This is a genomic window from Staphylococcus ureilyticus (assembly GCF_025558845.1).
Taxonomy (GTDB): domain Bacteria; phylum Bacillota; class Bacilli; order Staphylococcales; family Staphylococcaceae; genus Staphylococcus; species Staphylococcus ureilyticus.
This window is the reverse complement of record NZ_CP094825.1, coordinates 2,226,697-2,242,040: the sequence shown is the minus strand read 5'-3', so window position 1 is coordinate 2,242,040 and position 15,344 is coordinate 2,226,697. Positions and strand designations below refer to the sequence as shown.

11 protein-coding genes are annotated in these 15,344 nt (G+C 31.8%); 10 read left to right on the top strand and 1 reads right to left on the bottom strand.

The genetic code is table 11. From position 1 onward, the window contains the following. Positions 1-20: 20 nt before the first annotated feature. Together MUA21_RS11110 and pruA are read left to right on the top strand one after the other, a co-directional pair. Complete coding sequence (locus MUA21_RS11110) at positions 21-452, top strand: DUF4064 domain-containing protein (RefSeq protein ID WP_262561277.1); 432 nt, start codon at positions 21-23, stop codon at positions 450-452. A 343-nt stretch (positions 453-795) separates the two neighbouring features. After that, entirely contained in the window at positions 796-2,340 is a 1,545-nt protein-coding gene (gene pruA, locus MUA21_RS11105; RefSeq protein ID WP_046206733.1) for an L-glutamate gamma-semialdehyde dehydrogenase, read from the top strand. Positions 2,341-2,448: 108 nt separating this feature from the next. On the opposite strand, the gene MUA21_RS11100 is transcribed toward pruA, so the two are convergent. After that, positions 2,449-3,006: a TetR/AcrR family transcriptional regulator gene (locus MUA21_RS11100; protein ID WP_103161502.1), complete on the bottom strand. Its 558-nt coding sequence runs from the start codon at positions 3,004-3,006 to the stop codon at positions 2,449-2,451. Positions 3,007-3,154: 148 nt separating this feature from the next. On the opposite strand from MUA21_RS11100, the gene MUA21_RS11095 reads away from it, so the two are divergent. The 8 genes from MUA21_RS11095 (at position 3,155) to MUA21_RS11060 (ending at position 15,250) form a co-directional block, all read left to right on the top strand. Continuing rightward, entirely contained in the window at positions 3,155-5,692 is a 2,538-nt protein-coding gene (locus MUA21_RS11095) for an MMPL family transporter (RefSeq protein WP_262561276.1), read from the top strand. A 357-nt stretch (positions 5,693-6,049) separates the two neighbouring features. Then, a complete protein-coding gene (gene aryK / locus MUA21_RS11090) occupies positions 6,050-8,332 on the top strand; it encodes a transcriptional regulator AryK (protein ID WP_107525269.1) in 2,283 nt (760 codons plus the stop codon). 335 nt (positions 8,333-8,667) lie between these two features. Beyond that, positions 8,668-10,065: an MFS transporter gene (locus tag MUA21_RS11085; protein ID WP_107525267.1), complete on the top strand. Its 1,398-nt coding sequence runs from the start codon at positions 8,668-8,670 to the stop codon at positions 10,063-10,065. A 76-nt stretch (positions 10,066-10,141) separates the two neighbouring features. Next, complete coding sequence (locus tag MUA21_RS11080; protein WP_064209399.1) at positions 10,142-11,317, top strand: M20 family metallopeptidase; 1,176 nt, start codon at positions 10,142-10,144, stop codon at positions 11,315-11,317. Between the two features lie 325 nt (positions 11,318-11,642). Beyond that, positions 11,643-12,107 carry a hypothetical protein gene (locus MUA21_RS11075; protein ID WP_107525266.1) on the top strand — a complete coding sequence of 155 codons (465 nt, stop codon included), beginning with the start codon at positions 11,643-11,645 and terminating at the stop codon, positions 12,105-12,107. Positions 12,108-12,152: 45 nt separating this feature from the next. Then, on the top strand, positions 12,153-12,845 hold the full coding sequence (locus MUA21_RS11070) for an alpha/beta hydrolase (protein WP_107525265.1): 693 nt from the start codon (positions 12,153-12,155) through the stop codon (positions 12,843-12,845). 214 nt (positions 12,846-13,059) lie between these two features. Next, positions 13,060-14,445, top strand: coding sequence for an MFS transporter (locus MUA21_RS11065; protein ID WP_262561274.1), 1,386 nt, complete (start codon positions 13,060-13,062; stop codon positions 14,443-14,445). Positions 14,446-14,716: 271 nt separating this feature from the next. Further along, positions 14,717-15,250, top strand: a complete 534-nt coding sequence (locus MUA21_RS11060; protein WP_258085556.1) for a methylated-DNA--[protein]-cysteine S-methyltransferase — start codon at positions 14,717-14,719, stop codon at positions 15,248-15,250. The last annotated feature ends 94 nt before the right edge of the window (positions 15,251-15,344 follow it).

The following is a 15,344-nucleotide window of genomic DNA, read 5'->3' as shown; positions in this document are numbered from 1 at the left end:
AATTGCAAAGGAGGTTGCATATGAAACGTACTTTGGAAAAAGTACTAATTTGGCTAGGAATTTTCATACAATTTGTACTGATTTTTTTAATGGCTATTGCTGCACCATTTTTAAACGATCGGAGTTTTAAACGTTCATTAATGGGTTCTTTTAAAAATCAAGATGCTATTAGCGATAATTTAACTCAAACAGAAACATCACAATTATTAGATAGTATTAGTCAATTATTTATCGTTGCTTTAGGCTTAGTTATTGTAACGACAATCTTAGCATTAATATTTGTTTTATTAATCAAGAAGATACCAAAAACTGCAGGTGTTGTATTTATATTACTTGCAATTGTCTGTGTGTTTACATTAAATATATTTACAGCATTGTTATGGCTAATTGCAGGCATCATACTGTTAGTTAAAAAAATACATAAACATAATAAAAGTCAAAAAAGTACATAAAAATTAAATATTGTTTGTTGACTTGATAAATGTCATTATTCAACGATGGTTGAATTGAATGGACGTTGTAACAATTTTAATGTGACATTATACGAATTAAACACTTTCTTTAAGTTCATAAATGTAAAAAATTTAAGGAAAGTGTTTTTTGAAGTCACTTGAACGATATAAATCAAGCGCAATACAGTTTTTAAAAGTAAAAGTTAGACATAAAATACGATTTATTTTTATAAAAGTTATTGTAAGCGATTGCATTTGTTGTGTGATACCTATACAATGAAAATAAGAATGGAATTTTTCCATTTTAGTTTTCTATTTACAAACTTACATGGGGGTAGAAAAAATGGTTGTCAACTATACAAATGAACCAGGCATTGACTTTACTGATAATAGCAATGTCGAATCATTCAAAGAAGCATTAAAGAAAGTTAAAGGTGAATTAAATCAAAAACTTCCGTTAGTGATTAATGGGGAGAAAATTTTTACTAAGGATACATTTCAGTCTATCAATCCTGCGAACACTTCTGAAGTTATTGCTGAAGTATCAAAAGCTACAACAAAAGAAGTAGATAAAGCTTTTGATGCAGCTAATGAAGCTTATAAATCTTGGAAACGTTGGACGCACAGAGATCGTGCTGAATTTTTAATTAGAGTTGCAGCTATTATTAGACGACGCAAAGAAGAAATATCAGCAGTGATGGTGTATGAAGCTGGTAAACCATGGGATGAAGCAGTTGGTGACGCAGCTGAAGGTATTGATTTTATCGAATATTATGCTAGATCAATGATGGAATTAGCAGACGGTAAACCAGTATTAGATAGAGAAGGCGAACACAATAAATATTTTTATAAACCAATTGGTACTGGGGTAACAATCCCACCATGGAACTTCCCATTTGCAATTATGGCGGGTACTACTTTAGCGCCAGTTGTTGCTGGTAATACAGTACTTTTAAAACCTGCAGAAGATACCCCGTTAACAGCGTATAAATTAATGGAAGTATTAGAAGAAGCAGGTTTACCAAAAGGTGTTGTGAATTTTGTACCAGGTGATCCAAAAGAAATTGGCGACTATCTTGTTGATAGTGTTCATACGCACTTTGTTACGTTTACAGGTTCACGCGCAACAGGTACACGAATCTTTGAAAGAGCTGCAAAAGTTCAAGAAGGACAGCAATTTTTAAAACGTGTTATCGCTGAGATGGGCGGTAAAGATGCGATTGTTGTTGACAAAGAGATCGATACAGACTTGGCAGCAGAATCTATTGTTTCATCAGCGTTTGGCTTCTCAGGTCAAAAATGTTCTGCTTGTTCACGTGCGATCGTTCATCAAGATGTATATGATGAAGTATTAGAAAAAGCAGTTAAACTTACACAAGATTTAACTTTAGGAAATACAGAAAATAACACTTCAATGGGACCAGTTATTAACCAAAAACAATTTGATAAAATTAAAAATTATATCGAAATTGGTAAAAAAGAAGGTAAGTTAGAACAGGGTGGCGGTACAGATGGTGCTACTGGTTACTTTGTTGAACCTACGATTTTCTCTGGACTTAAATCAAGCGATCAAATCATGCAAGAAGAAATCTTTGGGCCTGTTGTTGGTTTTGTAAAAGGAAAAGATTTTAATGAGTTATTAGAAATCGCTAATGACACAGATTATGGATTAACAGGTGCAGTTATTACTAATAATCGCGAAAACTGGATTGAAGCTGTTAAAGAATATGACGTTGGTAACTTATACCTAAACCGTGGTTGTACTGCAGCGGTTGTTGGTTATCATCCTTTTGGTGGTTTCAAAATGTCTGGTACAGATGCAAAAACAGGTAGCCCAGATTATCTATTACATTTCTTAGAACAAAAAGTTGTTTCAGAAATGTTTTAATTGTTAACAATCGGCTAGGATAACATTTCTAGTAAAATAAAGATTCTGGGATAAATCCCAGAAAAATAGCACTCAGATGATTTATTCAATTCATCTGAGTGCTTCTTTTTATTCATCATTAACTTGAATATTAATCATTTTATGAAAAAGTGCATCAATGGCTTGAGGCGACATATTATTATTATTATGTTCATGCATCCACTCCATAAAACCATATAAGGTAGCACCATAAACATAAAACACTAAATCTATTGGAACGCTTTGGTCAACCGTTATACGGTGTTCGTTTGCTTTTATATCATTTTGTAGTATACGGATAAAATGATTTTCAACTGTACGTTCAAATTCTTTATCGTCTTCTTGTTTATGCTTTATTTTACTAAATTCATCAATGTGTGTAATTGATTGATCTAAGCTAGTAAAAGGGTTATTGATGCGATCTTTAATATCTGTGGAAAAGTAATCTTGAGTTAAGTAAGTCATTAAATAAATAAGTAAATCGTATTTATCATAGAAATGCTTATAGAAGGTTGTACGATGAACTAACGCTTCATTGCAAATTTGATTAACAGAAATAGTTGAAAACGCATATTTTTCTAATAGTACATATAAGCTTTGAGATAATGCCCGTTTTGTTTTGATTACACGCAAATCTTTTTCATTCATTCTACAATTCTCCTAATCTGTAGTTTAAATATACGGAATTGGATATTTAGTTCTTTTTTAAATAGGGTAAATCATTATAAGATGTCAATAGAAATAATCTACAGTATATGTATAAACTATAACGTTGATTAATTAAGGAGGCAATAGTTTGGCGAAATTTTTATACAAATTAGGTTCATTTGTTGCAAAGCACAAATGGTGGAGTGTTGTTGCTTGGGTGATTATTCTTGCAGCAATTATTATACCGCTTACAATAAGTTCACCTAAGTTTGATAATGATATAACTATGAATGGATTACAGTCATTAGATACGAATGACAAAATAGAAGACGAATTTGGGCAAGACAGTGAGAAAGCTCAAATTAGAGCAGTCTTTAAAAGTGATTCAGATAATGGCATAGTGAAGCAAGATATGACTAAAGATATCAAAGATACATTGAAAGATATTAAAGATGATGATGGAGATATTAAAAATATCTCAGACCCTTATGACAATAAACAAATCAGTGAGGATAAATCGACAGCCATCGCTGATATTAATTATGATGTGTCTGCAACGTCATTAAAAGAAGATTCAAAAGATAAAGTGAAAGACCAAGTTGAAAAATTAGAAGATGAGCATAATGTACAAGTAGAACTGATGGGTACAGGTATGGAATCGACTGAAATTGGCGGTTCTTCTGAATTAATCGGAGTGATTGTCGCATTTGTTGTACTTCTAATTACGTTTGGATCGTTTATTGCAGCAGGTATGCCAATCATTAGTGCTTTACTTGGTTTAGGCACGGGTGTAGGTATCATATCGTTATTGACGTATGCATTTGATATTCCAAATGTTACTTTAACATTAGCGGTTATGATTGGTTTAGCAGTAGGTATCGATTATGCATTATTTATTTTATTTAGATATCGTCAAATTGTTAAAAGCGAACCAAATCACATTAAAGCAATAGGTTTAGCTGTAGGAACTGCAGGCAGTGCAGTCATCTTTGCAGGTGTTACAGTTATTATTGCTGTTTGTGGCTTATCACTTGTTGGTATAGATTTCCTAGCCGTAATGGGCTTCGCTTCTGCAATTAGTGTATTTGTCGCAGTGATTAGTGCATTAACTTTATTACCAGCATTGATTAGTATTTTCCATAAGAAAATTCATCCTAAACAAACGAAAACTGAGTTTGAGGGAGATGTAGATACGAAATGGTCCAAATTTGTAGTTGGAAAACCACTTGCAGCAGTGCTTATTGGACTTATTATCTTAGTTGTAGCTGCTATACCGATTAATGATATGCGTTTAGGTATACCTGATGATGGTATGAAACCAGCGGATACAACTCAGAAAAAAGCATATGATATTGTATCTGATAAGTTTGGAGAAGGATATAATGGTCAAATTGCAATGCTTGTCAATGTGAAAGATCAAAATGATAATCCTGAAGCGTTGCAAAAAGACTTACAAAGCTTGAGCAAAGATATTAAAGATATGGATAATGTGAAAATGGTTGCACCGCCCCAATTAAGCAAAAATAAAGATTATGCATTAGTAGCGGTAATTCCTGATAAAGGTCCAAATGCTAAATCTACCAATGATTTAGTTCATGATTTGAGAGATTATAATGATGATGCGAGAGACAAATATAATTTCAAAACTGAAGTATCTGGACAAAGTGTAATTAATATAGATATGTCGCAAAAACTAAATGAAGCTATCCCATTATTTGCTGGCGTAATCGTAGCATTAGCGTTCGTACTATTAATGGTTGTCTTCCGTTCTATCATTATTCCACTAAAAGCAGTTCTAGGTTTCGTCCTTTCTTTAGTGGCAACATTAGGCTTTACGACTTTAATAATGCAAGAAGGATTTATGTCTGAACTGTTTGGCGTAGATACAACGGGACCATTACTAGCTTTCTTACCGGTTATTACAATTGGCTTGCTCTTTGGTCTGGCGATGGATTACGAAGTATTTCTTATGTCTCGTATTCATGAAGAGTACAGTAAAACAGGTAATAATGAGCACGCGATTAAAGTAGGTATTAAAGAAAGTGGTCCAGTCGTTGTTGCGGCAGCACTTATTATGTTCAGTGTGTTTATTGCATTCGTCTTCCAAGATGATGTAATGATTAAATCTATGGGATTATCACTTGCATTTGGTATATTGTTTGATGCATTTATCGTACGTTTATTATTGATTCCTGCGTTGACACAATTATTTGGAAAAGCGTCTTGGTATATGCCTGCATGGTTAAATAGAATATTACCTCACGTAGATATTGAAGGGCATGCTTTACAAGGCGAGATGCCTGCATCTAATTATTCACGTATCAATCAGTCTGCTGGTAATGATAGTTATGATCGTACATTTAGCATTCGCAAACAACAAAACGCGTACAATGGAGAAACTAATACGATATCTGTAGATCAAAAAACAAAAAGGCTATATAACGAAATTGCACAACAAACAACACAACAAGCATTCTTATATGAAGCTTTAAAATCATATAAAGAAGATTTAACACAGTTGCAAAATGATAGTGAACAATCAACATCCTTCGCTACACACGTAGAGAATAAAAACGAAAGTACGCGTGGCCGTGAAGATGATGAAATTGTTAAGCTATTAGCACAACAAAGTGAAAACATTCGACATTTAAATGAACTAATTGAAAAAACAATTAATAAAAAGTAAATATTCCGGGAATTAACACTGTTCTCAGAAAAATACTAATCCGTTGTGTACGGATTAGTATTTTTTTTATATTTATAATATTCCTAGAGCTAAAGTTTTTAAAAGTCTGTTGGAGTATCGTTCGATTCTGTATCTACTTTACTTGAAGTGTTAAAGCATACCAGTTTAACACACTTTAACATCGTTTTAGCATATCCATAAATTAGCAAGATATATTAAGCACATAAATGACCGTCAACAAAATCAGAGACTTTATTTGAAGATAGGTAGATTTTTGTCCAATTAACGACAAATTAAAATCAAAATAGCAAATACGCACTTATTTTATTAAAATATATTTTAATAAAGAGGTGTGTTATGGAAAAATTTTATGATATCGAATTTAATCCAAGCAATAATTCAGTATTTAATTTTAATGATGGTGTACGTATCGTTCTCGTATTAAAAAATAAATTAAAATTTGTCAGTGGGACTAGTATTCATAAATTTCAAGCAGGTGATGTTTTTATTATCAATCATCGAGAGCGTTATCGACTGATTGAGGAGGATGACACTTTATATACCGCTATTCATTTGAAAGCATCGTATTTAAAACAATATATCAGTGATTATAATGATAAAGTATATATTTTAAATTCCCAGACATTGCAAAACGTCATTTATCAACAAATTCTGAATGTTGTGGCTAAGATAGGTGTCGTCTATATTCGAAAAGGTAAATTTTATAGATTATATATGGAACAACTGTTAATTGACTTAATGTTTATGATTGTAAGATATTTACCAGCTTATGAAAATATAAATCATGAACATCATGTCAATGATCATCGTCTAGCATTTGTATGTAAATATATTGAAAGAAATTTCACCAAACCAATCACGTTAAGTGAAGTAGCTGAAAAGGTGCATTTAAGTCACACATATTTGTCTAAATTATTTACAAAACATATGGGTATCGGTTTCAATCACTATGTTAACCATATTAGAATTGAACATTGTAAAAATGACTTAATACAAACAGATGATGCTATTACTCAAATTGCTTTTAAAAATGGCTTTAGTAACTCTAATATGCTGTTGAAATATTTTAAATTAGACACAGCATTAACACCTTCGCAATATAGAAAAAAATATCAGGTAGAAGATATAGTGAGCACCGCCGAAAAAACCACTGAGTCAGAAAACTATCAAATGTATCTATACTATTTAAATTCTTATATACAACAAACGCTAGGTACTATGATCCAATCCCCCTATAATCAAAAAGTTATTGATATTACATTGAATTACGATCAAACACACGATTTATCAGATTATAACCATGTGATTCAAATTGGTAGTTTTGATACATTGCGCCTTCAAAGATACAGAAAACAACTGATAGAAGTGCAACAATTTTTAGGCTTGGATCATGTTTTGATTAAAGATCCTATTTTAAAAGGCTACATTGATCATAAAGTTATTGAAAGTGATGAACTTATTCCTACTATGCATCCTTATATGAAAGTAGATGAATGCTTAAGTTTTTTATTTGAACATCACATAGGTTTAGGAATTGAAATTGATCCTCCAACATTACCATCCCAATTTGCGGAATATACAAAAGAATTAAAATTTTTATTAGAGCATATTTATAATACTGTGCCGAATAGACAACAATTCAAATTAGTCATTTACTTGAAGGGCAAAAAAGCCAATATGCTATTAAAAATAATAATGTTATTTAAGGAATACTTTGAACATACTCAGATTATACTTAATACGGATATCACTGATATTAATGAAGTGACAACTGCCCAACAAATCTTGGATAGTTCCAGTGAAGATGTTGATAGTATAGCGTTTAGCGCAAACCAAAATGATATTATTAATTTCAAATCAATTGAAAGTCAACAGTATGATTTAGCTAAAAGACATATCATAGAACAGTATAATAAGATCACTGAACGATTTAATATAAAAGGAAAAGATATTTCAATTGTCCTACTTAATTGGAACACTTTAACAGGTAATACAAGCCTTACAAATGGTGAATATTTTAGAGCAGGTATCATATTTGAGCAATTGATTGATATGAATCATCAAATTAACGCAATTGGGTATTGGCTCAATCACGAATTACACCATCAATATAATTCAAATGAGGTTACTTCTGAATTAAATGGTATTGATTTATATCATCAGTTTGATGGAAAAAGACCTGCATTTTTTACAAGTATGTTTTTTAAAAAATTATTTAATCAAGTACTTTTTAAAAATGAAGACTGTATGGTTGTAGGACAGAGTGATCATTTTCAAATCGTAATATGGGATGCAGAACATTACAATCCATATTATATGACGAATGAACAAACAGATTATTTAAGTCATAAAGAGTATCAACTCAATATATTAAATGCTACTACTGGATCATATAAAATAAAACATTTAACACTAGATAAAAATAATGGTGCGCTTTATCAAGTTTGGCAACAGTACAATACACAACATGGTATGGATATAGAAACAATTAATTATGTGAATAGAATCTCTTACCCTAAATTAGATGTCAGTGAAGTTGATGTCGTAGATACGATATCTTATCATTTGAAATTACAAACCAACGCCATACAGATAATTGAATTTAAAAAATACTTTTAATTATATTTATAGAGAAAAAATACAATATGATTCGCTGAGTAGTATGTTTGACGATAAAATGGTCATCAAATTTGTTTAATGTTAAATGCAAAATGACAAAAATAGCATAGTCCATTTTTGTCATTTAAAACCACAAATGCTATTTAGAAAATAATCGATACTAAAACCACAATTATTATATATTTTAGCAAAATATATCCGACTACTATATTTTATAGAGAGGATAGCAAGTATCATTTATTGATTTATTGAAAATGTCGAGAGATAAGTACATTTTCCAACTAAGCTAATCTTCCCTATTTGTCATTTTAAAAATATTTTAGGAGGATGAACAAATGACGCAACAGGGAAATACGAAGAGTTATCAAGGTGACAACAAATTAATATTAGGTATTGTCTTAGGGGTTGTCACTTTTTGGTTATTTGCGCAATCTTTATTAAACGTAGTTCCTACGTTACAACAATCATTTAATAGTAATATTGGTACAATCAGTATTGCTGTTAGTATTACAGCATTATTCTCAGGGATGTTTGTTGTTGGTGCAGGAAGTCTAGCGGATAAAGTAGGACGTGTGAGAATAACATATTTTGGTTTATGGTTAAGTATCATTGGTTCTTTATTGATTATAATTAGTAATCTACCAATACTACTTATCATAGGAAGGGTAATTCAAGGTTTATCAGCAGCAGCAATCATGCCTTCAACTTTAGCAATTATGAAGACATATTTTGAAGGTAAAGATAGACAGCGTGCACTGAGTTACTGGTCGATTGGTTCATGGGGTGGCTCAGGTTTAGCATCCTTATTCGGTGGTATGGTTTCAACTTTTATTGGTTGGAGATGGATTTTTATTTTATCTATCATTGTTGCACTAATTGCAATGTTATTAATAAAAGGGACACCGGAAACGAAATCTGATAGTACAACAAACTTGAAATTTGATTTTACTGGGCTAATTCTTTTTGTAGTTATGATGTTAAGTATTAATGTCGTGATTACGCAAAGTGGTACATTTGGCATGCTTTCACCTATAATAATAGGATTGCTTATTGTATTTATTATCACAACTATAGCTTTTGTCATAGTTGAAAACAAAAAGCATAATCCATTAATTGATTTTAAATTATTTAAAAATAAAGCTTATACAGGCGCGACATTATCCAATTTCTTACTTAATGGTGTTGCAGGTGCCTTGCTGGTAGCCAATACATTCGTTCAAAAAGGTATAGGTTTCAACGCATTCCAAACAGGACTATTATCGATTACATATTTGGTTACTGTATTGTTGATGATTAGAGTCGGTGAAAAAGTTTTACAAAAAGTGGGTGCTAAAAAACCGATGTTGTTAGGTACAACATTTAATATGGTTGGTATTATTTTAATATCATTTACATTTTTGCCAAGCGCATTATATGTCGTAGTATGTATCATAGGTTATTTACTATACGGATTAGGATTAGGTTTTTATGCGACACCTTCTACAGATATGGCGATATCTAATTCTCCTGAAGATAAAGTTGGTGTAGCATCGGGTATTTATAAAATGGCTTCCTCATTAGGTGGTGCGTTTGGTATAGCTTTATCAGGAGCATTATATGGCATTGTTACAGAAGCTACAAATGTGAAATTTGGAGCGATGGCTGGTTTATGGCTAAATGTATTAATGGCATTGCTTTCATTCGTTATTATTCTTTTAGCTGTGCCATCATTTAAGAAACAAAATAAAGCATAATTCAATATTACAACGTTGTCATTTGAAAAGTATATAATGACATTAAGGTATCGTATATTTCATTGGAGGAATGATTATCATGAAACAACTGATTGAAAAATTGAAAGAAAAAGAAGCACGTATGATTGAGATACGTCGATACTTACATCAACACCCAGAACTATCATTTTGTGAAAAAGAAACACCTAAATATATAGAGTCGTTTTATGAAGGTAAAGATTGTAAGGTTGAAACGAATGTAGGACCAAATGGTTTGAAAGTTATTATAGATAGCGGTAAACCAGGTAAGACAATCGCAATTCGTGCTGACTTCGATGCTTTACCAATTCAAGAAGATACGGGTCTAGCATTTTCTTCTAAAAATGATGGTGTGATGCACGCATGTGGGCATGATGCACATACTGCATATATGTTGATTCTTGCAGAGACACTTATTGAAATGAAAGACCAATTTAATGGTAAAGTGGTTGTTATACATCAACCTGCCGAAGAAGTACCTCCTGGTGGTGCTCAGTCAATGATTAAAGATGGTGTTTTAGATGGTGTTGATCACGTACTAGGTGTTCACGTCATGAGTCATATGCCTGCAGGTAATATCTATTATCGAGAAGGAAATGTACAAACTGGGCGTGACTTCTTTAAGCTTAAAGTCAATGGTCAAGGCGGACATGGCTCTTCGCCACATACAGCAAATGATAGTATTGTAGCAGGTGCATATTTTGTAAATGCTTTACAGACCGTTGTTTCCAGACGCTTAAATCCATTTGAAACAGGTGTTGTTACCATAGGTTCATTTGATGGTAAAGGACAATTCAATGTGATTAAAGATAGTGTTGAAATAGAAGGTGACGTACGTGCGTTAACAGATGATACTAAAAACACAATTAAAAAAGAAGTGACGCGTTTGTCAGATGGATTGGAAGCGATGTTTGGTGTCAAATGTGAATTAGACTACCATGATGATTACCCAGCATTGTACAATGATCCTGAGTTTACAAAATTTGTTGTAGACACAATAAAAGAAGCGGATACTGATGCCATTAAAAATGTTGAAAGATGTGAACCACAACCGCCTTCAGAAGATTTTGCTTACTATGCAAAAACAATTCCAGGCACATTTATTTATGCTGGTGCTGCACCAGAAAATGGTGAAATCCATCCCCACCATCATCCTAAATTTAATATCAGTGAAAGTTCAATGCGAGTTTCTGCAGAAGCAGTAGGATTAACAGTATTAAATTATCTTAAATAATACTATTACTTATGAAAGCTACCATACATTTTTATTGCCGTAGAATGCATGATTTACGATAGTAGAATATTGATTAGTATGATAAACCTAATTAATATTTATGAATAAAAAACGGGCGCATACGAGGTTTATTACTTGATAAACCATACGTATACACCTGTTTTTTTGTTGTATATATCACACGTTGATATAGGACAAAAATAAAATTACATTAAATAACTAATGAGGTTTTTCGTTAATTAAAAAAGTGATCATGATAACAAAAGGTTTAATATTAGGTCATTTAGTGTATATGTAAATTGAAAAAAAGAAAGGAATGATTACATTGAATGGCGAGAAAAAAATAAACGCCCTGTTAGATGATTATCAAAAGCAATTAAAGAAATTATTTAAGTATGATAAAGCAAACGCACTGAGTTTTGATAATGAAAGTAGAAGTAAAGTCGCAGAACAAAAAGGTGTTTTTGTAATTTTTGAAAATAAAAAACCAATATTTGTTGGACAAGCTGGTGGATTTATGACTGGTTTTAAATTTACACAAAAAGATTTATCTGATAAATTAGGCCAATTTAATTCAGCTTCAGACGTTGGTACTGCAAAATTTAGAAAAGCGTATTTAGCGCATCATGGTTTAGATGAAGCAGAAACGAAAAATATTAAGGCAAGTGAAAAAAATTTAAAGTTTCAATACATTAAGGTTAAAGATAATTTAGCTTTTATCAATATTTTAGAAATTTTAGCATTAGAATATGCTAAGAAAAATAAAATAAACTTATTTAATTTTTCTTAGTTAAAATCTATGTGTATTTGAACTGCTGAGAAAGTGGTGATTAAAATGAATATTGGAACATTTAAAATTCATTTTCAACAACATGATATTTTTGTGAAATTGCCCAAAGCATACGATGAAGCAAAAGAAAGTGGTTATTCACTTATATTAGTGCAAGATGGAGACGAGTTATTTAAAGATATTGAGCGAGATATGATATTGGTTGGAGTACAGTCCAACAATAGAAATCAGGATTATAGCCCATGGGAAACGGTTGTAGATGGGGTTCATTATAAAGGGGAAGCGGATGCTTATATTTTATGGATGACTAAGCATTTGCTTCCTTATTTAAGAAAATGTTTTAATATATCACAAAGAAACAAAGATATCTGTATAGCTGGCGCTTCACTAGGTGGACTACTTGCTTTGTACACATTATTTAAAAGTCCAGAAAATTTTGGCAGCTACATATTAATATCACCTTCTGTATGGTACCCAGGATTTGTACAGTTTATGAAACAACAAACCGTTATTAAAGATGACAAACAAATTTATTGGTATGTCGGAGCGCTCGAAGGACAACAACAATTTAGCATGAAACAAGAGATGTTTGTTCGAACAGAATTCGCTGTAGATATATTAAGTGAATTACTGTTTTCTGACAAAGCAATATTTTATTATACTACTAATAGGAACGGTAAACACAATGTATTGTATTTTAAAAGCTATTTTGCTAAAGCAATTAAGAAATTATTTTGATATTGTCAATTTTAAGAAAAAATTAAGTATTTAGTTTAAATTACCAGAAAATTCATAATAATCTGCGGTCAATATCCCCTTTTTCAATAAAACAATGGTAATATTTTAATTATATGTATTTTTATAAATTGTATTATCACTGGTTGAAATTTTCAGATTTGTAAAATACATGAATGAATATATCGTTATTAACATTGAAATAGGGGATGCTTTTATGACAGTGAAAATAGAAAAAGTTTCAGGTAGTAAGTTATTAACTGGCATTGTTTTATCTATATTAACATACTGGTTATTTGCCCAAGCATTTTTAAATATTGGACCTAAAATACAAACTACTTTTGATGCGAGTCCGGATATCGTAAATATTTCAGTGAGTCTAACCTCATTTGTAACAGGTGTATTTATGGTAGTAGCTGGGAATATATCAGATAAATTTGGTAAAGTGAAATTGACGAGAATTGCTTTAGTGTTAAATATTGTTGGTTCTTTGATGTTGATTGTTTCAGGAAATGTTGTAATGCTACTACTTGGTCGTATTGTACAGGGACTTTCTGCAGCGATTATCATGCCAGCCACAATTTCTATAGTGAACGATTTTTTTGATGGTGACGATAGACAAAAAGCACTCAGTTTTTGGTCAATCGGTGCATTTGGTGGTACTGGGTTATCTTCCTTTTTTGCAGGAGCACTGGCTACATTTATTTTTTGGCAGTCTATTTTTATATTATCGATCATATTATCAATTGTAGCTTTAGTTTTACTGCGCAAATTACCAGAAAGTCGGATTAATAAAGCAGAAACGAGCCCGTTTGATTATATCGGTTTAATCATTTTTATTATTATGATTGGTAGCATTAGTTTTGTCATCACGCAAGGTTATAAAATAGGTTGGTTAAATGCTGTAACAGTAATCTTATTTGTCATATTTTTAATTTGTATATACATATTTTTCAAAGTAGAACGTGTCAAAAAGGTGCCGTTTATCGATTTAGATTTATTTAAAAATAGACCTTATATTGGTGCCGTTTTAGCTAACTTTTTATTGAATACTGGTGTAGGTGTGATTGCTTTATTAAATATGTACGTACAATCCGGCTTGAAATTAACAGCTTTCCAAGCAGGATTGTTAACTTTACCTTATTTAATTTCATTATTGCTAGTCATTCGCTTAGGTGAGAAGAGTATTAAAAGATTTGGTGCAAAACGCGCAATGATTATTGGCCCAATATTTACTGGCTTAGGTGTATTAATGTTCAGTTTGACATTTTTTGATACTACACTTTATGTTGTTGTAGCGCTAATTGGTGCTATATGTTTTGGTGGCGGTACAGGATTATTTGCGACACCAGCTTTAAGTACGGCGGTTTCTACGACTCCACCGGAAAAAGTAGGTGTTGCTTCAGGGATTTTTAAAATGGGATCTACATTAGGCGGTGCATTCGGTATAGCAATTATGACTTCTATTTTTACTGGTATAATTCAAAGTGGTCATAGCATACACATTGCAGCGGGTGTAGGTTTTATCATGGGGACTTGTTTAGTATTATGTGGTGTATTAGCAAGTGCACTTGTTATACCAACACGGAAAGTCAGTCAGTGAAGGGTATTTCGTTTATTAATCGCTAGGTTGAGTCTGATATTATGATTCGTTCCACGCCTTTTTTTATTAAACATGTGAAATGGAGTGATTATGAGGAATATATATCATGACAAAATGTTGTTAATAAGTATAACTAATCTTGTTGCTACACAATGACTTAAAGCGCGATTACCGTGTTTTTCTATCATGACTTGTATCAACTGTATCTATTTTACATTAAAATATAAAAAGATTATGATAATCACAAAATATACTAGAAAGAAGTGGTATGATGCACTATAAAACATATTATGAGTCACCGATTGGTCGGATTGTACTTACGTCAGATGGTGAAGCAATTACCGGCTTGTGGTTACCGAAACACGAAGATTTCGAATCAAATTATGACGAGGCATTAACAGAAGCGGAATTACCAGTTTTTGAAAAAGTTATTAGTTGGCTCGATAAATATTTTTCAGGAAATAACCCGAAAATTGATTTTGCACTGAAACCTATAGGAACCGAATTTAGAGAGCAAGTTTGGGATGTTTTATTGAAAATACCATATGGAGAGACTGTTACTTATGGTGAAATTGCTAAAGAAATAGGTATTAAAAGAAATAAGCCAAATATGTCTTCACAAGCAGTTGGTGGTGCGGTTGGTACAAATCCGATTTCTATTATAATTCCATGTCATAGAGTCGTTGGAAAAAACGGCAGTCTTACTGGATACGGTGGTGGCATTGATACAAAAATAGAGTTGTTGAAATTGGAAAAAGTAGATATGCAACCGCTTTACAGACCAAAATATAGTACGAAACCTTAAGCGTAAATCTGCGCATGACTGAAAATTATTGTAAATAAATATTATTATTTTATACATTTTGTATTTTTTATCAATAAAATTTTCTGAAAATATA